Origin of the sequence: Avibacterium sp. 20-129, assembly GCF_026226845.1 — a bacterium.
Lineage (GTDB): Bacteria > Pseudomonadota > Gammaproteobacteria > Enterobacterales > Pasteurellaceae > Avibacterium.
Window position 1 is genome coordinate 948,890 of record NZ_JAKKOE010000001.1, and the last position, 21,132, is coordinate 970,021.

The 21,132-nt window shown below is 38.8% G+C and carries 19 protein-coding genes; 13 read left to right on the forward strand and 6 right to left on the reverse strand.

Features of this window, described 5'->3' with window-relative positions:
- Positions 1-95: 95 nt before the first annotated feature.
- Both L5B90_RS04415 and glpK read right to left on the reverse strand, forming a co-directional pair.
- On the reverse strand, positions 96-2,669 hold the full coding sequence (locus L5B90_RS04415) for an autotransporter outer membrane beta-barrel domain-containing protein (protein ID WP_265762250.1): 2,574 nt from the start codon (positions 2,667-2,669) through the stop codon (positions 96-98).
- 164 nt (positions 2,670-2,833) lie between these two features.
- Positions 2,834-4,342 carry a glycerol kinase GlpK gene (gene glpK, locus L5B90_RS04420; RefSeq protein WP_250364143.1) on the reverse strand — a complete coding sequence of 503 codons (1,509 nt, stop codon included), beginning with the start codon at positions 4,340-4,342 and terminating at the stop codon, positions 2,834-2,836.
- Positions 4,343-4,742: 400 nt separating this feature from the next.
- Between glpK and L5B90_RS04425 the strand changes: the two genes are divergently transcribed.
- On the forward strand, positions 4,743-5,480 hold the full coding sequence (locus tag L5B90_RS04425; protein WP_250350861.1) for an MIP/aquaporin family protein: 738 nt from the start codon (positions 4,743-4,745) through the stop codon (positions 5,478-5,480).
- A 57-nt stretch (positions 5,481-5,537) separates the two neighbouring features.
- Here L5B90_RS04425 and tsaA read toward each other — a convergent pair whose 3' ends face one another.
- The gene (tsaA, locus tag L5B90_RS04430) at positions 5,538-6,257 is read right to left on the reverse strand and encodes a tRNA (N6-threonylcarbamoyladenosine(37)-N6)-methyltransferase TrmO (protein ID WP_265762251.1); all 720 of its coding nucleotides are present in this window, start codon (positions 6,255-6,257) and stop codon (positions 5,538-5,540) included.
- Between the two features lie 102 nt (positions 6,258-6,359).
- Between tsaA and L5B90_RS04435 the strand changes: the two genes are divergently transcribed.
- The 10 genes from L5B90_RS04435 (at position 6,360) to hemB (ending at position 15,422) form a co-directional block, all read left to right on the forward strand.
- A complete protein-coding gene (locus L5B90_RS04435) occupies positions 6,360-7,265 on the forward strand; it encodes a 1,4-dihydroxy-2-naphthoate polyprenyltransferase (RefSeq protein WP_250364535.1) in 906 nt (301 codons plus the stop codon).
- A gap of 50 nt (positions 7,266-7,315) precedes the next feature.
- Positions 7,316-7,816 carry a ribonuclease E activity regulator RraA gene (gene rraA / locus L5B90_RS04440; RefSeq protein WP_250350863.1) on the forward strand — a complete coding sequence of 167 codons (501 nt, stop codon included), beginning with the start codon at positions 7,316-7,318 and terminating at the stop codon, positions 7,814-7,816.
- A gap of 229 nt (positions 7,817-8,045) precedes the next feature.
- Positions 8,046-9,431: a DASS family sodium-coupled anion symporter gene (locus L5B90_RS04445; protein ID WP_250364141.1), complete on the forward strand. Its 1,386-nt coding sequence runs from the start codon at positions 8,046-8,048 to the stop codon at positions 9,429-9,431.
- A gap of 135 nt (positions 9,432-9,566) precedes the next feature.
- On the forward strand, positions 9,567-10,400 hold the full coding sequence (gene ubiE / locus L5B90_RS04450; protein ID WP_250364140.1) for a bifunctional demethylmenaquinone methyltransferase/2-methoxy-6-polyprenyl-1,4-benzoquinol methylase UbiE: 834 nt from the start codon (positions 9,567-9,569) through the stop codon (positions 10,398-10,400).
- 12 nt (positions 10,401-10,412) lie between these two features.
- Positions 10,413-11,042, forward strand: coding sequence for a ubiquinone biosynthesis accessory factor UbiJ (locus L5B90_RS04455; protein WP_250350866.1), 630 nt, complete (start codon positions 10,413-10,415; stop codon positions 11,040-11,042).
- 4 nt (positions 11,043-11,046) lie between these two features.
- A complete protein-coding gene (ubiB, locus tag L5B90_RS04460) occupies positions 11,047-12,684 on the forward strand; it encodes a ubiquinone biosynthesis regulatory protein kinase UbiB (RefSeq protein ID WP_265762252.1) in 1,638 nt (545 codons plus the stop codon).
- A 130-nt stretch (positions 12,685-12,814) separates the two neighbouring features.
- On the forward strand, positions 12,815-13,042 hold the full coding sequence (gene tatA, locus L5B90_RS04465; protein WP_250350868.1) for a Sec-independent protein translocase subunit TatA: 228 nt from the start codon (positions 12,815-12,817) through the stop codon (positions 13,040-13,042).
- 3 nt (positions 13,043-13,045) lie between these two features.
- The gene (tatB, locus tag L5B90_RS04470; RefSeq protein ID WP_265762253.1) at positions 13,046-13,585 is read left to right on the forward strand and encodes a Sec-independent protein translocase protein TatB; all 540 of its coding nucleotides are present in this window, start codon (positions 13,046-13,048) and stop codon (positions 13,583-13,585) included.
- Between the two features lie 9 nt (positions 13,586-13,594).
- The gene (gene tatC, locus L5B90_RS04475) at positions 13,595-14,362 is read left to right on the forward strand and encodes a twin-arginine translocase subunit TatC (RefSeq protein ID WP_265762254.1); all 768 of its coding nucleotides are present in this window, start codon (positions 13,595-13,597) and stop codon (positions 14,360-14,362) included.
- Between the two features lie 37 nt (positions 14,363-14,399).
- Positions 14,400-15,422: a porphobilinogen synthase gene (gene hemB / locus L5B90_RS04480; protein ID WP_265762255.1), complete on the forward strand. Its 1,023-nt coding sequence runs from the start codon at positions 14,400-14,402 to the stop codon at positions 15,420-15,422.
- A 269-nt stretch (positions 15,423-15,691) separates the two neighbouring features.
- Here hemB and L5B90_RS04485 read toward each other — a convergent pair whose 3' ends face one another.
- The 3 genes from L5B90_RS04485 to L5B90_RS04495 are packed head-to-tail and all read right to left on the reverse strand — an operon-like array spanning position 15,692 to position 18,701.
- Positions 15,692-16,369 (reverse strand): 3-keto-L-gulonate-6-phosphate decarboxylase UlaD, encoded by a 678-nt coding sequence (locus L5B90_RS04485; RefSeq protein WP_250350872.1) that lies wholly within the window; start codon positions 16,367-16,369, stop codon positions 15,692-15,694.
- A gap of 22 nt (positions 16,370-16,391) precedes the next feature.
- Positions 16,392-16,865 (reverse strand): PTS sugar transporter subunit IIA, encoded by a 474-nt coding sequence (locus tag L5B90_RS04490; protein ID WP_265762256.1) that lies wholly within the window; start codon positions 16,863-16,865, stop codon positions 16,392-16,394.
- Positions 16,866-16,922: 57 nt separating this feature from the next.
- Positions 16,923-18,701 (reverse strand): PTS ascorbate-specific subunit IIBC, encoded by a 1,779-nt coding sequence (locus tag L5B90_RS04495; RefSeq protein WP_250350874.1) that lies wholly within the window; start codon positions 18,699-18,701, stop codon positions 16,923-16,925.
- Positions 18,702-19,033: 332 nt separating this feature from the next.
- Between L5B90_RS04495 and ulaG the strand changes: the two genes are divergently transcribed.
- Positions 19,034-20,125 carry an L-ascorbate 6-phosphate lactonase gene (ulaG, locus tag L5B90_RS04500; RefSeq protein ID WP_250350875.1) on the forward strand — a complete coding sequence of 364 codons (1,092 nt, stop codon included), beginning with the start codon at positions 19,034-19,036 and terminating at the stop codon, positions 20,123-20,125.
- 253 nt (positions 20,126-20,378) lie between these two features.
- Positions 20,379-21,125, forward strand: a complete 747-nt coding sequence (gene ulaR, locus L5B90_RS04505; protein WP_265762257.1) for an HTH-type transcriptional regulator UlaR — start codon at positions 20,379-20,381, stop codon at positions 21,123-21,125.
- Positions 21,126-21,132 lie beyond the last annotated feature (7 nt).

Consider the following 21,132-nt stretch of genomic DNA (forward strand, 5'->3'; position numbering starts at 1 on the left):
AGGCAGTGTTCAATTAAAGATTGATACACTGCCTTTTCTCTTATATGCGGTTTAAAAATTTAATAAAAAACTACCGCACTTTTATTCTGAGCCAATTACCATTGATAGCTATACCCTAGATTGAGCTGTACATTCTCTCTATAGCGACTCCCCATTTCATTTTTCAATGAAACATCAAAAGAACCAAATACAGTTTTCAATGCAGCGCCTAATTCAAGTTGGGCGCGGTTACCAAATGATTGAATATTAGCTTTGGACTGATTGATCACAATATCATTTGAACCAAAATCATTTAGCCAATAAACACCCGCGTAAGGTTTTAGACTAACCGATGAAAGCGCAAAATTTCCCATAAATTGAGCGCCCAATTTGCTACGGTAAGTTGTGTTGCCATTGAATTTGGTTGCCGATATGCTCGCTTGTGGTACAACATTCCAATTAGTAAACATCGGTAATTTAATACCTGTACCAAGGCGTAAGCTATGAGCATTGAAGCTTTGTTTATCAACTTCATCACCACTTAAGCGTAAGCGGTTGTAGCTGTAATCAGTATCAAGGAATAAGCCATTTTGCCACTGCATTCCTCCATAAACCCCTATATGATTACCTTTAATTTTCGCACTGCCATAATCTTTCTTGAAATCAATTTTTCCTTGACCAAGCCCCGTATAAAGCCCTGCATAGTAAGAAGTCTCTTGATTGACAAAATGCACATCATAACCTACGGTCAGCAAATGATTGCGCTGTTTAAAGCCTGATGTATTAGCTAAAAGTGTTTGATAAGAATCCACTTCACTCCAATTATTGCTATTTTGTACCCAGAACCCTGTTAGGCGCTCAGTGTTATGTAAGAAACTAACACGGTTGCTAACAATTTCCCCTTGAGTATATAAATAAGCTCTTGCCGCTTGTTGAATTGAAATCACATTATTGGCATATTGACTAAATGTTCTTTCTCCCTCATCGCTCGGTTGCGGTTGCGGTTGCGGTTGCGGTTGCGGTTGCGGTTGCGGTTGCGGTTGCGGTTGCGGTTGCGGTTGCGGTTGCGGTTGCGGTTGCGGTTGCGGTTGCGGTTGCGGTTGCGGTTCTTCAGTATTGGTTGATTTGCCTTTATGCGCCAATACCCAATTATTATTATCTTTCGCTAATTCATAGCGATAAATTCCAGCATCGACATAAGGTTTATCTTTTAAACTGAATACGCCATCACCTGAATTGGTTTTAACCAGAATAACTTTGCCATTTTCTTTTTTGGGTTCATTGCGAGAATTTCGCACTTGTAAACGATGATTACCTGTTACACTGCCTTTCACAATAATTTGATCAGCGTTTTCAGAAGCTAAATCTGAATTTAAAATAAATTCACCGTTGCCAGATAAATCTTTATTAATTGTTAAAGTGTGGAATGCGGAATCAGGCTCAAACTCAACTGTCGAATTATTCACACTGAGATTATCTAGCGTGCTATCACCTTTAAATTTCCACTGGCTATTACCATTTAAAGTTAAATCCACCGTACCGTGTTCGTAATTAGGGTTAATATAACTCACACCTTGCAATTTCGCGCCTTGATCGGCTTGGATTTTTAGAGATAAATTGTTGGTAATTTCAGGCGCATCAGGTTCTTCTTCTCTAGTCATATCAATAATATGCTGATCATTAATATTAATTAATTGCTCCGTTTTAATTTCACCGCCATTAATTTGAAGATCAATGACATCTTTTCTTGCATTCTCAGTAATATAATGAAAGAAAGTACCAGCTGAAATAGTATTATCTTTAAAGGTTATTTTAGAAACTAATTGCTTAGCTTCATCTCCTCTTGTTGGACCCTCTAACTTAAGAACGTTGCTTTTATTATTTAAAGATATTTGGCTATTAGTTAAATTTAAAGTAATTTGGTTTTCAACTTCTTTTGCAAGATCAAACGCAAACTGTCCATCTTGATTTCCTGTTATTGATAACTTATTTCCTTCAAAATTTATTCCCCCGAAGTTTGATATGGCATTTGTTTGCGCTGCATTCATCAGAATAGCCAAATTATCTATTTTTAGCGTAGAATTATTCGCACTAATCCCTTCACTACCATAACTATTTAATAGAATTTTTCCTCCATTAACAATGAGCTTTTCAGCCTCCTGCAAATGAATTGCCGTACCACCATATGCCTCAGGCGTACCATTAAGTTGTTCAATACTTGAACCTATCGTCAATGTCACTCCCTGTTCAATGACACCGCGATCTCCCTTGTATAAGGATAAAATAACACCGGACTCGTTAGCATAACGCTCTAAAATCGCAGAAACACCGTCTTTAAGGGTAATCTGATTATGTAATGCGTTAGGATCAATAGAAAATAATACACCTGCAAATTCTTTTCCATTTTCCCTTATTCGATTGGTAGTTACGCCTCTGTTTTTATAGTTTCCTCCAAAAACAGTAAGATTAACCGCTTCCTGTGTATCTGTTGGGAAATTGCCTGATGATAATAATTTACGCTCTCCACTTATCTCAAATGAAGGCTCGTAAATAAAATATTGGTTACTTCCTATATTCGTATCAATATTACACCCATATTGATTAGAACAAGTTAAATCGATCGCATTCGCTTGCGAGTAACAGGCAACTAATATCGCCCCTAAAGTGAGTTTTGGTGAAAATCTTTGCATTGGATTATCCTTAGCTTATGATGAAAAAATAATCGTGTTTAGATAAATATCTCTTCGTATCGTACCACAAAAAATATAGCTCTAAAAAATAACAATCTATAAAACTCCCATATAAGAAGTGCGGTGAAAAACCACCGCACTTTTTCCAAGAAGAAATGTTAATGCTAATCTTCCTCTTTCTCCCATTCTAAGGCACGTTTGACTGCTTTTTTCCAGCCTTTATAACGTTTTGCTCGTTTAGCTTCATCGTCATCAGGTAGGAAAGTACGTTCCACATCGGCTTTATCACGTAGCTCGTCTAAATCTTTCCAAAATCCTGTGGCAAGTCCGGCAAGATATGCTGCACCTAATGCAGTAACCTCTTTCACGACAGGACGTTCAACAGGGGTGTTAAGAATATCGGCTTGGAATTGCATGAGAAAATTATTGGCTGTGGCACCGCCATCCACTCGCAAGGATTTCAGTTTTTCCCCTGAATCAGATTGCATTGCTTCCAATACATCACGAGTTTGATAAGCGATAGACTCAAGTGTTGCACGAACAATGTGATTGCGATTTGCGCCACGAGATAAGCCCAAAATTGCACCACGAGCATAAGGATCCCAGTAAGGTGCGCCCAAGCCTGTAAAGGCAGGAACTACATAGACACCGTTACAATCTGGCACTTTCTGTGCGAAATATTCGCTGTCGAAACTATCGTGAACAATTTTAAGTTCATCACGCAACCATTGAATTGATGCGCCCCCCATAAAAATTGATCCTTCTAAGGCATATTCTGGCTCACCTTTGGCATTACAAGCAATGGTGGTGAGTAAGCCATTTTGTGATTGAACGGCTTTATCCCCCGTGTGCATTAACATAAAGCAGCCAGTACCATAGGTATTTTTGGCTTGCCCTGCGTGAACACAAAGATGTCCATAAAGCGCCGCTTGCTGGTCGCCTGCAATACCCGCCACGGGAATACGCACGCCACCTTTTCCGCCGATATTGGTTTGCCCGTAGATTTCTGAAGAATTACGTACTTCGGGGAGCATTGATTTTGGAATATCCAAAATGTCGAGCATTTTGTCATCCCATTGTTTGGTATGAATGTTAAACAGCATTGTGCGAGAGGCATTGGTGTAATCCGTAACGTGAACACGTCCTTGGGTGAGTTTCCACACAAGCCAAGTATCTACCGTACCAAAAAGTAATTCGCCACGTTCAGCTTTTTCTCTTGCACCTTCGACATTATCCAAAATCCACTTAACTTTTGTTCCTGAGAAATAAGGATCGACGACAAGCCCCGTGGTTTTGCGAATATAATCTTCATAGCCTTCTTGTTTTAATTTATCGGTAATCTCAGCGGTACGTCGGCATTGCCATACAATCGCATTGTAAACGGGTTTTCCCGTCTCTTTTTCCCATACAATGGTTGTTTCACGTTGGTTTGTAATCCCTATTGCAGCAATGCTATCAGAAGAAATCCCTGCTTTGGCAACAACTTCATTTAACGTTGAACTTTGTGTTGCCCAAATTTCCATTGGATTATGTTCTACCCAGCCTGCTTGAGGATAAATTTGGGTAAATTCACGTTGAGCAATTTCAACCACATTAGCATTATGATCGAGCAATACCGCTCGGGAACTTGTTGTACCTTGATCTAAAGCGATGATGTATTTTTTTTCTGCCATAATTCAGTCCTCTTTTATTTATGAGATGAGTAAAATGTCGCACCAATCTTACTATCCGAAACCTTTTTTGAGCTAAAACGAAAGAATTACTAAAAATAAAAAATAATCGAAAACGCTCAAATTTAAAATAATCAATATGTAAAAATTTGATCTGTTTCACAAAATATTTCTCCCTCTACTTCTTATGAGTTATTTTTTATATTTCAATATTAATCAATAAATTAAAAATGTGATCAAGCTAACAAATTAGATAAAAAGTCGCTAAATCCTTATAAAAAGTATTGCTTTAAACACATTTCTATTAATAATGAAATACGCACCAATAATATTCAAAAATGCCTTTTTGGTTCTAAACGAAAGAAAATCACAGAGCAAACGAAAAGATGAAAAGGAGTGCATTATGAATGCTTATCTGGCGGAATTTATTGGTACCGCATTACTGATTTTAATGGGTAATGGCGTGGTTGCTAATGTATGCTTAAATAAAACCAAAGGACAAAGTTCAGGATGGATTGTCATTACCACCGCTTGGGCCTTTGCTGTTTATGTGGCAGTCGTTGTAACAGGGCCTTACAGTGGTGCGCATCTTAACCCTGCCGTAACCCTTGGCTTGGCAGTTATTGGGAGTTTCGATCCATCAATGATTTTCGGCTATATTGTGGCACAAATCGCAGGAGGAATGTTCGGCGCATTACTCGTTTATACGTTCTATAAAGATCATTTCACCGCAACGGAAGATCAAGGTGCAAAACGTGCGTGTTTCTGCACAGAACCGGCTATACGCAACTATGCTAGCAATTTTATCAGTGAAGTAATTGGCACCTTTGTTTTATTATTTGTGATTTTCTATCTCTCCGGTGCAAGCCTTGATTTTCCAGAAGGCACCACAACGCCTATCGGATTAGGCTCTCTCGGCGCATTACCCGTCGCTATTTTAGTATGGGCAATTGGTTTAAGTTTAGGTGGTACAACAGGTTATGCGATCAACCCTGCACGAGATCTCGGGCCTCGCTTAACCCTTGGATTATTAGGTAAAACCTTAAACACATCAGCAGATTGGCAATATAGCTGGGTACCTGTATTAGGTCCAATTACAGGAGCAGTGTTAGCTGGGGTAGTTTACAACGTATTAATGTAAGATTTTAAAAAGCGTTCAACTTGCTGATATTTGAACGCTTTTTTATAGTAGCTCGCCCTATTCTGATTCTTCAATATCAATCACTTCCACCCACGCGCCATTTTTCACCAACCAACGAATATTAAAATCATACAATCGCATTCCATAAATTCGCTCAGAGGTACTCGCTTGGTGATACGCAGGACGGGGATCTTGTTGTAGCACTTCGCTAATGAAACGCTGAAAATTTGGGTATTTTGCACTGCACTTGACTAATTGCGTTTGCGCTTTGGGTGAGAAAACAACCTGTAATTTTGCTTCTGGGGGGTGTTGGGCAAAGCTTGATTTTGCATTCTGTTCACTGTCGGCATAGGCAAGATAAGGTTTAATGTCAAAAATTGGCGTGCCATCAACTAAATCAATAGCACCTAAATGAAGTAATACTTGCCCCTTATTTATTTCTATCCCCGTTAATTCAACTTTAGACAAACCAAGTGGATTTGGGCGATGTGTCGCGCGTGAAGCAAATACGCCTATGCGTTGATTACCGCCAAGGCGTGGTGGACGAACTGTCGGCTGCCATTTGCCTACGGGGACTTTATCAAACTGGAAAATAAGCCATAAATGAGAAAAGTGTTCTAAACCACGTACTGCCTCAGGTTGGTTATAAGGCGGTAGTAAGCGGATTGTGCCAACCCCATCTTGCACTAAATTAGGTTGGCGTGGCACGGAAAATTTCTCTTTATAAGGGCTATGAATGATTCCGATAGGGGAAAGGGTTAAATTAAGTTGCGACATATTTTCCTTAAACAGTTAAAATGGCGAAGATAAATGAGTACAATAGCCAATTCTTTGGAATATTTTACGCCAAAATTAGAATTTAGAAAGATAGTGAAAAATATGGATAAACAAGTCATTAAAATGTGGGTGGAAACAGCAAGACCGAAAACCCTACCTTTAGCCGCTGCCTCAATTGTTATGGGGACAGCGCTTGCCTACTGGGATCATAAATTTAGCTGGCAAATCAGTCTATTATGTTTGATTACCACCTTGTTGTTACAAATTCTTTCTAACTTTGCCAATGATTATGGCGATCACCAAAAAGGCAGTGATACCGCAGAGCGTATCGGACCATTGCGTGGTATTCAACACGGCGTGATTAGTGCAAAGCAACTGAAAAAAGGATTAATTGCCCTCATTTTAGCCAGTTTATTTTTCGGCTTTCTGTTAATTGCCATAGCTTATCAAAGTTATGCTGATCTCTTGGCCTTTTCCCTGTTAGGTGGTCTTGCCATTATTGCAGCGATTACTTATACCGTAGGTGCAAAGCCCTATGGTTATATGGGATTAGGCGATATTTCCGTGTTGTTATTTTTTGGGATTTTGGGGGTATGTGGGACCTATTATTTGCAAACTCACCAACTAAATTTGATGATTTTTTTACCCGCACTTGCAACTGGATTATTTGCTACCGCCGTTTTGAATATCAATAACTTACGAGATATAGAACAAGACAAAAAGGCGGGTAAAAATACCTTAGCCGTACGATTAGGTGCAAAAAAAGGGCGGATTTATCATTGCCTTTTATTAGCCACAGGCGCCATCTGTTATCTGCTTTTTGCCTTAGCCAATTTCCACCAATTAGTGAGTTTTATTTTCCTTATTGCCTATCCATTACTAATAAAACACGCTGCCTTCGTTTATCATAGTAAAGACCCATTATTATTGCGCCCGATGCTTGGGCAAATGTCAATGCTCGCCCTTTTAACTAACTTACTTTTTAGTTTCGGCTTGCTAGTGGGCTAGCAATAGGCATATACTAGAACAATCATTTTCAGCGTATAACAGGTGAACTTATGTGTATTGATACTTCTACTCTCTGCGATATTTATTTAGATCAAGTTGATGTTGTAGAACCGATTTTTTCTAACTTCGGTGGCTTAACTTCCTTTTACGGCAAAATTACCACCGTAAAATGCTTTGAAAGCAATGGCTTAATTGGCGAAATTTTGGAAGAAAACGGTGAAGGTCGCGTGTTATTAGTGGACGGCGGTGGTGCAGTGCGTCAAGCCTTGATTGATGCTGAACTTGCTCAACTTGCCGTAGATAATGGCTGGGAAGGGATTATCGTTTACGGTGCGGTTCGTCAAATTCAACAGTTAGAAAATTTAGATATCGGTATTCAAGCCCTTGCCCCAATTCCTGTGGGGGCAAGTGACGATACACAGGGCGAGGTTGATGTCCCTGTGAATTTTGGTGGAGTGACGTTTTATCCTGAAGATTATGTGTATGCAGATTTAACGGGCATTATCCTTTCGCAAGAGCCTTTAGCGTTGGACGATTCCGAAGAAGAATAATTCGATTAAGATAATGGCAAGTTTTTCTTGTCATTATTTTTCTACTCTAGCTTTTTTCATCTTTTTGCTTGATTACTACTTTTTACTGTTTATTCAGCTATTTTTCTGACCTGCTTCACAAAACCACAATTTTTTTATTGCTTTTTATTAACAACTTGATAACGTTAGCTTGTCTTTATGGCTAACCCCAAAAGGTTAGCACCAATAACGCACATAAAGAGGAATAACTATGAATACAACATCAACCCAAACGACATCACATCGTAATGGCATTATTTTGATTGCCGATATGGTGCTTTTCTTTGCTTTATTAAATTTTCTTCCTTTTGATCCCAAAGCAAATAAAGGCTTGGCAATGTTAGCGTTTATTGCGGTATTATGGCTAACCGAAGCCTTACACGTAACAATTACTGCACTTTTAGTTCCCCTACTTGCTATTATGCTAGATTTGGTCACCACCAAACAGGCTTTGGTTGCTTTTGCCGATCCAAATATTTTTCTCTTCTTTGGTGGATTTGCATTAGCCACCGCACTTCATCAGCAAAATATTGATCGAATGATCGCCAATAAAATTATGGCATTGGCTGGCGGTCGCTTATTAGTTGCAGTGCTTTATCTCTTTACTATTACCGCATTTTTATCAATGTGGATGAGTAACACCGCAACCGCCGCAATGATGCTGCCTCTCGCAATGGGGATTTTAAGCCAAATGGATAAAGAACGTGAGCATAACACCTATGTATTCGTATTATTAGGTATTGCGTATAGTGCCAGTATCGGTGGTATGGGAACGCTCGTGGGTAGCCCGCCGAATAACATTGTCGCAACACAACTTAAACTGACCTTCTCAGATTGGTTGAGTTACGGTATTCCTGTGATGCTCCTATTAATGCCAATTATGATTGGTACGTTATATATGGTATTCCGCCCAAAACTCAATCTACATTTCAAACAAGATTTTGAAAAAATTGAATTTAATTCTAAACGTATTATTACGCTAGTGATTTTCATCTTAATTGCGCTATGTTGGGTATTTAGCAGCAAAATTAATCCTATACTTTCTTCATTACTTGGTTTAGAGAAAAAAATTGTGAGTTTTGACAGCGTCATTGCTCTGCTTGCAGCGGTAATTATTTGTGCCACAGGTGTCGCCTCTTGGAAACAGTTACAAAATAACACCGATTGGGGCGTGTTAATGCTGTTCGGAGGTGGTTTAACCCTCAGTTCCGTGTTGCGTGATTCAGGTGCAAGCCGTATTTTAGCTGATGGTATTGTTTTCTTAATTGAAGGAGGGCATTTCTATCTTATCGGCTTGTTGGTCGCTGCGTTTATCATCTTCTTAACAGAATTTACCTCAAATACGGCAAGTGCGGCCCTATTAGTGCCAATTTTTATCTCTATCGCACAATCATTAGGTATGCCAGAATTAGGCTTAGCCCTTATTATTGGTTTAGGCGCATCCTGTGCCTTTATGCTACCAGTTGCCACACCACCAAATGCCATTGTGTTTGGTACAGGCGAAGTAAAACAACGCGAAATGATCCGAGCGGGTATCTTGCTCAATCTTATTAGCGTATTTGTTATTGGCACATTAGCCTATTTGTTATGGTTCTAAAATGATGCTATTTAAGATGAACGCCAGCTTTTAGCTTTGTTTTCTTCACAAAAGCATTTTCTAATAAAAATAGCGGAGAAATCCGCTATTTTTTGTTATCCTAAGGGACATTCATCTTATTTTTCGGACAAGGTTATGACTTCCCAAAACAATACCCACAAAAAATTGCCAGAAAATGCACCGCACTTTGCACAAGCTGACACGCAACAAATTCAGACTGATAATGAACAAGAAACCACCCATTTTGGTTACCAAACTGTGGCAAAAGCAGAAAAACAAAAGCTGGTAGCCAACGTGTTCCACTCAGTGGCAGGCAAATATGATTTAATGAATGACTTGCTTTCTTTTGGTATTCATCGTGTTTGGAAACGCTTTACGATTGATTGCAGTGGCGTGCGAAAAGGGCAAAAAGTGCTAGATTTAGCAGGGGGAACAGGAGATTTCAGCGCGAAATTTTCTCGCCTTGTCGGTGAAAGTGGACAAGTCATTTTGGCAGATATTAATTCTTCAATGCTAAATGTGGGACGAGAAAAATTGCGTAATCTTGGCGTAGTGGGCAACATCAATTATGTACAAGCTAATGCAGAAACCTTGCCCTTTGCCGATAACACCTTTGATTGCGTAATTATTAGTTTTGGCTTACGTAATGTCACAGATAAGGACAAAGCATTACGTTCAATGTTCCGCGTATTAAAACCCGGTGGGCGCTTGTTAGTGTTGGAATTTTCTAAACCGATTTTAGATCCACTAAGCAAAATCTATAATTTTTATTCTTTCAATATTTTACCGAAAATCGGTGAAGTGGTGGTGAATGATGGCGATAGTTACCGCTATTTAGCTGAATCTATCCGAATGCACCCCAAACAAGAGGATCTCAAAACGATGATGGAACAAGCCGGCTTTGAGCAAGTCAGTTACTACAACCTCAGCGCAGGCATTGTTGCCTTGCATCGAGGCTATAAATTTTAAGCGAGTCAAAAAATGAACTTCTTGCAACAATTAATGCTGCCTCAGTGGCTCAACGGTGCGTTAGAATCCTTACTAAATTATTTACTCAAACGCACGGCACATAGCGAAATTTATTTGCGTAAACTTAACGGTAAAGTCCTTAAAATTAATTTGCAACAAATTGATTTTCCAATTTATTTTGTTTTTTCACCACAACGGATTGATCTCCTCAACCAATATGAAGATGAAGTTGATTGTACAGTCAGTTTGAAAGCCCAAATGCTAATGAAAATGCCAAACAAACAGCAATTATCTTCTTATCTCAATGATCAATCCATTTTATTGCAAGGTGATTTACAAGTATTGCAGGATTTTACCGCACTCTTAGAATTTCTAGAAAAAGATCCAGCTGAATTACTTTCGCCTTTTGTGGGGGATGTGGTGGCACAAAGTGCGGTGAATTTTTTACGCAATTTTGGGCAAATGGCAACAACAAAATTACGGCAAAGCCAGCAATATTGGGGTGAACGTCTAACCGAAGAATGGGAAGTCATCTCTCCCAGTTTGGCCATTGATGATTTTAATCAGCAAGTAAAAATGCTAGAAAAACGCACCGCACTTTTAGAACAGAAACTCATACAACTTGAAACAATATTAAATTAATCTAATGACTTTTAACGATTTCAAACGCTTATACAAAATTATCCGTACATTTTTAATTTATGGGATAGATGACGCCCTGCCTCATAATGCCTACACTCGTCCCTTGCGTTGTTGGCGTAAAACCTTATTTTGGTTACGTAATCAGCATAAAGAGCTGGCATTCGGCTTGCGTTTACGTCTTGCTTTACAAGAACTTGGGCCTGTGTGGATCAAACTTGGGCAAATGCTTTCAACCAGACGAGATTTATTCCCCCCTGATATTGCTGATGAATTAGCCTTATTGCAAGATCAAGTTGAACCTTTTGACGGGAAATTAGCACGAGAACAAATTGAACAAGCCTTTGGGGATAAACTAGAAACGTGGTTTGAAGATTTTGACGAAACTGCCCTTGCTTCGGCTTCTATCGCTCAAGTTCATACCGCAAGATTTAATACTACTCAACCGCTTGCGGGCAAAGAAGTGGTACTCAAAGTGCTACGCCCCAATATCCAGCCACAAATTGAGGCTGATTTAAGCTGGATGTACAAATTAGCCAGCTGGATCCCCCGTTTATCCAGTGAAGGGTATCGTTTACGCGCGGTGGAAGTGATTCGTGAATATGAAAAAACCTTGCGTGATGAATTAGATTTGCGTATTGAAATGGCTAATGCAATCAAATTGAAAGCCAATTTTACAGATAGCCCAATGCTCTATATTCCAGAAATGTATCAACAATTTTGTTACCGTAATGTCATCACAATGGAGCGAATTTACGGTATTCCTGTTTCTGATGTAGAGACACTAAAAGCCAATGGCACAAATATGAAATTACTCGCAGAACGTGGCGTACAAGTATTCTTTACCCAAGTATTCCGTGATAGTTTTTTCCACGCCGATATGCACCCGGGAAATATTTTTGTTAATCCACAGCATCCTGAAAATCCGCAATATATTGGCATTGATTGCGGTATTGTTGGACGCTTAAACGATAATGATAAACGCTATTTGGCAGAAAGTTTTGTTGCCTTTTTTAATCGTGATTATCGTCGCGTTGCGCAAATGCACGTTGATGCAGGTTGGACACCACAGGATACGAATATTGATGCCTTTGAACAAGCGTTCCAAGAAGTGTGTGAACCGATTTTTGCTAAACCGCTATCGGAAATTTCCTTTGCTCAAGTTTTGCTCAATTTATTTAATGTCGCACGCGAATTTAATATGCAAGTGCAACCTCAACTCGTCTTATTACAAAAAACCTTACTGTATATTGAAGGCTTAGGACGACAGCTTTATCCACAACTTGATTTATGGGATACGGCAAAACCGTTTCTACAAAACTGGCTAGATGAGCAAATGGGAATGAAGGCAATGGCGAAAAACCTAAAAGCGACTTTGCCTTATATTGTTGAGCATTTACCACAGTTTCCCGCCACCTTAATGGATGCACTAAAACAACAAAACCACATTCATCAACAACTGAATGCCATTAATAAAAAATTAGCGCAACAACAACGTTGGCAGAAAAAAGCATTAGCGGTGATAATGGGGACAGTCCTTTTCTTCGGAACATTATGGCAATTTTCTGCCTTACCTTTATGGGTAAATATTACTTTATTGACGGGTGGAGGGCTATTTTGGCTCATTGCCTTGATAATGCCATAACCTCAATTCGCGCGCAAAATTGGGTGATAAATCAATAAAATGTGAAATAATGTAAATTGTCTATTGTTCAAGATGAATAAAAAAGTTATATTTTCACACAATTTTATTAAATTAGTTATAGGAGTAAAAAATGGGTTTAGGTGGCGTAAGCATTTGGCAATTACTCATTGTTTTGTTAATTGTATTAGTTTTCTTCGGTACAAAAAAATTGCGTAACGTGGGTTCAGATTTAGGCACTGCAGTGAAAGGCTTTAAAAATGCAATGAAAGACGATGAAACACCCGCAGAGCCGAAAAAAATTGCCGATGACGCACAACAAGCAAAAACAGAAACTGTAAAAGACAAAGAACAGGCATAATCCGTGTTTGATATTGGTTTTTCTGAATTACTGTTAATTTCCATTGTGGGCTTAGTGGTACTAGGCCCTAAACGTCTCCCTATTGCCATTCGTACAGTTATGGGCTGGGTGAGTACGATCCGTGGACTTGCCGCAAATGTACAAAATGAGTTAAGCCAAGAGCTGAAATTACAAGAGTTGCAAGAAAGTATCAAAAAAGCTGAACATCTCAATTTAAAACAACTTTCTCCTGAATTAAGCCAAACTGTGGAAGATCTCAAAGCCTCAGCGGAAAAAATTAAAGCAAATTTAGAGGAAAAAGCGGCAAGCACACAAACAACTTTTGAACAACAAGTTCAAGAGCTAAAAAGTTCGGTGCAAAATTCTGATGAAAAACACGCAACTGATACCTTATCTAATGAAAGTGAACTTTCTCCTGCTGATATTGCAGAATTAGCCGAACAAGATGAATCTCAGCTTGAACTGACCAGTGCCTATTATCCTGAAGATGATAGCTTGGCAGAAGTCAGCTCTTCACCTGAATCTAAATCAGAAAAAGCATAAAGGCGTTCTATGAGTATTGAAGAAACCCAACCTCTGATCAGTCATTTATTGGAACTTCGCGATCGCTTATTACGTTGCGTTCTTGTTGTCGCAGTAATTTTCTTAGGCTTAGTCTATTTTGCCAATGATATTTACAATTTTGTTGCCTCCCCCTTATTAAGCGTGATGCCATCAGGGGCAAGTATGATAGCAACCAATATTGCAACGCCTTTTTTTACCCCACTAAAATTAACGGGTGTTGTGGCATTATTTATTGCTGTTCCCTTTTTGCTATATCAGATTTGGGCATTTATTGCCCCCGCACTTTATCAACACGAAAAACGCCTTATTTATCCGCTCTTATTTTCAAGTACCGTGCTGTTTTATTTAGGCGTAGCTTTCGCTTATTATGTGGTGTTTCCCTTAGTGTTTGGCTTTCTCACCAAAACCGCCCCAGCCGGCGTTGCCATTGCCACAGACATTAGTAGCTATTTAGATTTCGTGCTGACGCTTTTTTTAGCTTTTGGGGTTTGTTTTGAAGTACCTGTTGCGATTATTTTACTCTGCTGGTCTGGTGTAACAACAATTGAAAACCTAAAGAAAAAACGTCCTTATATTATTGTCGCCGCATTTATTATTGGTATGCTACTAACTCCCCCTGATATTTTTTCACAAACCTTACTTGCGATTCCAATGTGCTTATTATTTGAAGTAGGATTACTTTTTGCACGTTTTTATCGTCCAAAAGAAAATACTGACAATCCAAATGAAGAAAACGAACAAGAAATAATTAAATAGCATAGGGGCAAACGCCCCTTTAATTTTGGAGAATACAATGACTACACAAATTTTCACGAGTTTCCCAGCACGCCGTTTACGACGTATGCGCAAACAGGATTTTAGTCGCCGCTTAATGGCAGAAAATAAACTCAGCGTAGATGACCTCATTTATCCTGTATTTATTATAGAGGGTGAAAATTATCGTGAACCTGTGCCATCTATGCCAAAAGTGGAGCGTTTAACTTTAGATCAATTGCTGATCGAAGCAGGATTATTAGTGAAATATGGGGTACCGGTTATCGCCTTATTTCCAGTGATTGATCAAAGTAAAAAATCGCTTATGGCAGAAGAAGCCTATAACCCGAATGGCTTAGTACAGCGTGCAGTAAAATCACTTAAAGCTACTTATCCTAAATTAGGGGTATTAACGGATGTCGCGCTTGACCCTTACACGGTACACGGACAAGATGGCATCATCGATAATGATGGCTATGTGTTAAACGACCTCACCACTGAAGTGCTAGTGAAACAAGCCCTTTCCCACGCAGAAGCTGGCGCAGATATTGTCGCACCAAGTGATATGATGGATGGAAGAATTGGCAAAATTCGCACCGCACTTGAAGAAAAAGGTTTTATCAATACACAAATTATGGCGTATTCCGCTAAATATGCCTCAAATTATTACGGTCCATTCCGTGATGCGGTAGGCTCATCGAGTAACCTCAAAGGCGGCGATAAGAAAACCTACCAACTCGATCCTGCCAACAGTGATGAAGGACTACAAGAAGTGGCGCTAGATATTCAAGAAGGGGCAGATATGGTTATGGTAAAACCCGGAATGCCTTATTTGGATATGGTTTACCGTGTTAAACAACACTTTGGGGTACCCACCTTTGCTTACCAAGTATCAGGCGAATATGCAATGCATATGGCAGCAATTCAAAATGGTTGGTTGAAAGAAAAAGAATGTATTATGGAAAGCCTGCTTTGTTTTAAACGCGCAGGTGCTGACGGCATTCTTACCTACTTTGCCAAACAAGTAGCTGAATGGCTTTATTTAGAAAATCAGAATAAATAAAGTATCAAAGTAAATAAAAGCGTACAAATTTACACCTATACCCGCTCTTTTTAGTTTTTATTTAGAGCGGGTACTTTCTTAGCATCGCTAAATGACATTAATTGTACGCATAAAACACAGTGCGTCATTTTAGTTATCAAGCTATATCAATTATTATAGAGAGAATTTTCCTCTTACCCAGTTAAACTGGTTAATTACGGACATATCGCGCATTGTTATAGCCAGACAAAATCCAAAATGAAACTCTCCAAACAGCCTCTTGAAATTTATTAAGGCCAATATTTGTCAATCTCATTACGAATAGCTTTTGCGGTAACTTGACCTTTTTCCCCCACTAATGCTCTGCCAGCAATAAAGGCTTTTGCATTTTTGATCCCTTTAAACAAATGAATATCCTCTGGCACAATTCCTCCTGTAATAGAAAGTTGTAATCCCAGTGCTTCAAGAGATTTCATTTTTTCAATGTCTTCATCTGTCCAACCTTTGCCAGCTAACTCTGCATCACGAGAACGGTGATAAATCGCTTGAGTCACACCAAGCTCAACCCATTGTTTGGCATCTTCAAGTGTCCAGTTACCATAAATCTCAATTTGAATTTCTTTTTTCACTTTAAGATCTGGATGAGCCTGATTAAATTCATCCGCCACTTTTTTACACGCGGCTTTGGTTGCGGGATGAGCGGCAGCCGAAACCGTTAGCCAATCAGCCCCCGCTTCAAAAGACATTTTTGCTAAAATAGCTCCGCCGTCCGTTGTTTTAAGATCACAAACGAGAATGTGATTAGGATGTAAGGCTCGTAATGTACTAACGGCTTTCATTCCCTCAGCACAAGCGAGAATGGTACCAATTTCAATAATATCCACTAAGGCTTCAGCTTGTTTAGCATCCGCAACAGCTTTTTCTAATGAAAGAGAATCTAATGCGATTTGTAGTAAGGGTTTTGACATAATTTCTTCCTTCTTATAACAGTTAATTTGATAATGCTTGATCAATAATAAGATAGACGTCTTCGGCACTCTGGCATTGAAGTATTTTTTCTAGATCAACACCCGTTTCACTATTTGGATCATCATCTTCTAACACTTGGGTAATTTCCATAATCCCTTGCATATGCTGATTAGAATCACTGCCTGCTAACGTAATTAATACTTTAATAGGTTCTTCTTCTCCTTCAAATTGCACGGGGGTATCTAAAGTGACTAACGCAAAGGCGGTGCGATTTACGCCATCTTCGGGTCTTGCGTGTGGCATAGCTAGCCCCGGTGATAGAATAATATAAGGTCCCATTTGTTTGATCATATTGATAATAGAATCATAGTAACGAGGCGTTATTGCACCTGATGCAACAAGCATATCTGTCCCAAGTTTAATCGCCTCTTCCCAATTTTCTACTTTTTGATGTAACTTGATTGAATTATTTTCAATTAATGATTGTTTTAACATATAAAAAACCTCGCGAAATTCTTACCGCACTTATTATAGCGTGCGGTAAGAGGACTATTACTGATATTTCTTAATTAACGCTTTTAACTCTTCACCGAAGGAATTTGGATTTAACATATTTTGTACCCCAAGCACTGAAACTCGCTCACCACCCTGAATTTCATCGGCAAGATGCTTAGAACACACAATGATATCTACACCATCTAATTTTCCTTTGTAATCAGTTACCGCGCAAGAATCCATAATATTGGCGATCCCGTGTTTGTCTAAATAGCCTTTAATTTTCATTTTCATCATCATTGATGAACCTTGACCTGAACCACATACCGCCAAAATACGTACTGGATTTTCGCCCATAGGGCTTTCTGCTTGTACTTCTGCAACCAAATCTTGTGCTACGCTGTCATCATTACCATAGCCGTCCATTTGTTCTAATGTTTTCCCTGCCGCAGCCGCTGCCGCTTCATCAGCACGTAATTTACGGGAAGCAAAGAACATATAAACCATTGCAAGTGCTAAAATAATGAAGAAGAACCCCGGCACACTGACAATCCCTTGTAAAATTGGTGGGAAAAATAATGCCCAGTCAGCCATTCCCATCCAACCATTAAATTCGGCGCCTTGTGTTGCCAGAAGCTGAATCACCCACGCCGATCCCATTACTTCAATGATTCCCATTGCAAAACAAATTTTCATCACAGCTTTCCAGCCACCAAATTGGTTTGCAAAAACGCCGATTGTGGCATTAGAGAAAAACATTGGAATAAAACCCGGAATGATTAAGATTGGTGAATTGAACCCAAGTAATAACCCAACTGCGACAAATTGCCCAATTGCCCCCCATATAAAACCGAATACCATCGCATTTGGAGAAAAGGCATAAATTGCCGCACAGTCAATGGCAAGTACGGAATTAGGAATTAGCCGCTCTGAAATACCTTTGAATGCTTCAGAAAGCTCTGCAACAAACATTCTTACGCCAGTAACAATAATTTGAATGGCAACCGCAAATTTTAATCCCATTTCTAGAATATACATAAACCAATGGGTTTTTCCTGCCATCGCTTGCAAATTATCTAATCCAAAAGAAAGCAAGATAATGCCGAAAAATACGGTCATTACTAATGCAGTTGCAGAAATACTATCGTGGAAAATATGCAACCATTTTGGTAATTTCATATTATCAACACTGTCATTTTTATCGCCTAATTTGGGCGCTAACTTTGTTGCAACCCAAGAAGCAATTTGTTGTTGATGTCCAATAGAAAAGCCCGCACCACCTGTCACCGCTTGCGTCGGTTTATACATAATATTAGAAGAAATTCCCCAATATAATGCCATTAGCACGGAGGTATAAATCACCGTTTCCCACATTGAAGCACCAATAATCATATAAAATACGGCAACTAACCCCGCCTGCTGAAACATAATATGCCCTGTAAGCATAATTGTCCGAATACCCGTAAAGCGCCTAAACACCACTAATAAAATGTTTAAAAATAATGCGCCAATAACAGCGTAGCCAACCCAACCATAATTGTCTGCCATTGTTTGAATGGTGGCTTGCATACTGGTATAGGGATCAATCACCGCGCCTGTCAAATGGTGAAATTTGGATAATCCTGCAATCACAGGCTTAAAGTTTGTCACTAAGAAACCTGATCCCGCTTGAACGATCATAAATCCAACAATCGTTTTAATTGTTCCTTTAATAATCGTTGTCGTGTCTTTTTTCAGTAAGATATAGCCTAAACAGGCGACAATCCCAAGTAAAAAGGGAGCTTTAGATAAAACCTGCGTATTAAAGATCCCAAAATAGTGCATAATTGTTTCCATAATATTTACTACCTCAGATTGAATTTATCATTGATAATAATGTTCACTTTCAAACAGCAAAAGTAAAATCATCACTATAATACGCAAAAACAATCAAATAAAAAGATTATTTTTGATTATTTGTGAGTAAGATCACAAATTAAAATTCTTTCCAAACAATCAAACCTCTATTTACATTTAGTAATGAGCCTAGCTAAAATCCCTTTAAATCAAAGTAAAATATGATATAGATCACAAAACAGACAAAATATCCTTTCATTTATAAAAATGATTTATTATGATTAAAAAAGATTTATTTTGACTACTAATTACAAAAAAGTAAGGAGCAAACAATGCCAAATGTAAATGAAATAACACGAGAAAGTTGGATCCTTTCTACCTTCCCTGAGTGGGGAACTTGGTTAAATGAAGAAATAGAACAGGAAGTTGTACCCGAAGGAAATTTTGCAATGTGGTGGCTAGGTTGCGTTGGCGTATGGATAAAAACCCCCGGTGGTGCAAATTTATGTATGGATCTTTGGTGTAGCCGTGGAAAATCCACCAAAAAAGTGAAAGATATGGTACGTGGCCACCAGATGGCTAATATGGCAGGCGTTCGTAAATTACAACCTAATTTACGTGCAGCACCAATGGTCATTGATCCGTTTGCAATCAATGAAGTCGATTTTATTTTAGCCTCTCACTACCATAGCGACCATATCGACGTGAATGTTGCCGCTGCCATTGTCAATAATCCTAAACTTGATCACGTAAAATTTGTTGGTCCTTGGCACTGTACCGAATTATGGAAAAAATGGGGAGTTCCTGAAGATCGCCTCATTACCGTAAAACCGGGTGATGTCGTTAAAATCAAAGACGTAGAAATCCACGCATTAGATTCTTTTGATCGAACCTGTTTAGTTACCCTACCAGTGGAAGGTGCAGAAGAGCAAGGTGGAGAACTCAAAGGGCTATGCCCAAGCGATGAAGAAATGGGACGTAAAGCGGTCAATTATGTGTTCAAAACCCCCGGCGGAACTATCTATCACGGCGCAGATTCCCACTTTTCAATTCAATTTGCAAAACACGGAAAAGAATTTGATATTGATGTTGCATTGAATAATTATGGTGAAAACCCTGTTGGTATCGCGGATAAAATGACCTCCATTGATCTTCTTAGAATGGCGGAAAGTTTACGTTGTAAAGTCATTATTCCTGTTCATCACGATATTTGGACAAATTTTATGGCAAGTACTGATGAAATTATTGCCTTATGGAAAATGCGTAAAGAACGGCTTCAATATAAGTTTCACCCATTCATCTGGGAAGTGGGGGGTAAATATATTTATCCACGTGATAAAGATCTTATTGAATATCATCATCCACGTGGTTTCGATGATTGCTTTGAACAAGAACCTAATATTCCATTCAAGGCAATGCTTTAATTAATCTCAAGGCGAAAGAGAAAATCCCTCTTTTGCCTTGATTTCCCTATGGGCATATTCATCATTCTAAAAAATGTTATTGCCGGTAAATTATTTCGGCTTGCTCCCTTGCTGTAATTAAATGATAACAAAGAAATTAAAGAAAAATTCGCTCACACAAAATGATTACATCTGATTTAAGATGATTTAAAATCATTTAGGAATGCGCGTATAATAATTTAATTTACAATGTTGTACTTTTTTAGGGGGAAAAATGAACGAAACTTATCGCCATAAGTTATTGTTGGAACGACTAGCCGAAAATCATCTGCTTTCTACCGCAGAAATTATTGATTTATTAAATATTTCACCGGCAACTGCACGCAGAGATATTAATAAATTACATCAACAAGGAAAATTACGAAAAATTAGAAATGGTGCGGAAGCCTTAACCACCTTTCACTTAACCAGTGAAAAAAGCAGTATCAATCATTTTGACGAGAAACAACGTATTGCTCAAGCAGCCGCAAGATTATGCAAAGACAATGAAAGCGTCATTATTACTTGTGGCTCAACAATGCAAATGCTAGGACGCTATTTGTGTGGCAGAAAAGTACAGATTATTACCAACTATATCCCTTTAGTTAATGATCTTATTAAGCAAAATCATTCAGATCTTGTCATTATGGGAGGACAATATAATCAAGAAAAAGCCATCACGCTCTCACTTAATCAACACAATGAAACAAATTATTCCGCAAATATTATGTTTACAAGTGGGCGAGGATTTACCGTTGATGGGCTTTTTAAAACAGATATGATTATCGCACATTCGGAGCAGCAACTTTCTTCTAAAGCAGAAAAATATGTTGTGTTATTAGACAGTTCAAAATTAGGTAAACAAGTAGGAATGCTATTTACCCAATTAGAAAATATTGATCTCCTTATTACAGGGAAAGAAGCCGATCCCCAAGTCATTGAGCAACTTACCGCAAGAGGGCTTGAAGTACGTCTAGTATAAGTGCGGT

Bases quoted from the DNA above. Each gene is read 5' to 3' on its own strand.
- L5B90_RS04415 (WP_265762250.1), bottom strand. From the start codon at position 2,669: ATGCAAAGATTTTCACCAAAACTCACTTTAGGGGCGATATTAGTTGCC.
- glpK (WP_250364143.1), bottom strand. From the start codon at position 4,342: ATGGCAGAAAAAAAATACATCATCGCTTTAGATCAAGGTACAACAAGT.
- L5B90_RS04425 (WP_250350861.1), top strand. From the start codon at position 4,743: ATGAATGCTTATCTGGCGGAATTTATTGGTACCGCATTACTGATTTTA.
- tsaA (WP_265762251.1), bottom strand. From the start codon at position 6,257: ATGTCGCAACTTAATTTAACCCTTTCCCCTATCGGAATCATTCATAGC.
- L5B90_RS04435 (WP_250364535.1), top strand. From the start codon at position 6,360: ATGGATAAACAAGTCATTAAAATGTGGGTGGAAACAGCAAGACCGAAA.
- rraA (WP_250350863.1), top strand. From the start codon at position 7,316: ATGTGTATTGATACTTCTACTCTCTGCGATATTTATTTAGATCAAGTT.
- L5B90_RS04445 (WP_250364141.1), top strand. From the start codon at position 8,046: ATGAATACAACATCAACCCAAACGACATCACATCGTAATGGCATTATT.
- ubiE (WP_250364140.1), top strand. From the start codon at position 9,567: ATGACTTCCCAAAACAATACCCACAAAAAATTGCCAGAAAATGCACCG.
- L5B90_RS04455 (WP_250350866.1), top strand. From the start codon at position 10,413: ATGAACTTCTTGCAACAATTAATGCTGCCTCAGTGGCTCAACGGTGCG.
- ubiB (WP_265762252.1), top strand. From the start codon at position 11,047: ATGACTTTTAACGATTTCAAACGCTTATACAAAATTATCCGTACATTT.
- tatA (WP_250350868.1), top strand. From the start codon at position 12,815: ATGGGTTTAGGTGGCGTAAGCATTTGGCAATTACTCATTGTTTTGTTA.
- tatC (WP_265762254.1), top strand. From the start codon at position 13,595: ATGAGTATTGAAGAAACCCAACCTCTGATCAGTCATTTATTGGAACTT.
- hemB (WP_265762255.1), top strand. From the start codon at position 14,400: ATGACTACACAAATTTTCACGAGTTTCCCAGCACGCCGTTTACGACGT.
- L5B90_RS04485 (WP_250350872.1), bottom strand. From the start codon at position 16,369: ATGTCAAAACCCTTACTACAAATCGCATTAGATTCTCTTTCATTAGAA.
- L5B90_RS04490 (WP_265762256.1), bottom strand. From the start codon at position 16,865: ATGTTAAAACAATCATTAATTGAAAATAATTCAATCAAGTTACATCAA.
- L5B90_RS04495 (WP_250350874.1), bottom strand. From the start codon at position 18,701: ATGGAAACAATTATGCACTATTTTGGGATCTTTAATACGCAGGTTTTA.
- ulaG (WP_250350875.1), top strand. From the start codon at position 19,034: ATGCCAAATGTAAATGAAATAACACGAGAAAGTTGGATCCTTTCTACC.
- ulaR (WP_265762257.1), top strand. From the start codon at position 20,379: ATGAACGAAACTTATCGCCATAAGTTATTGTTGGAACGACTAGCCGAA.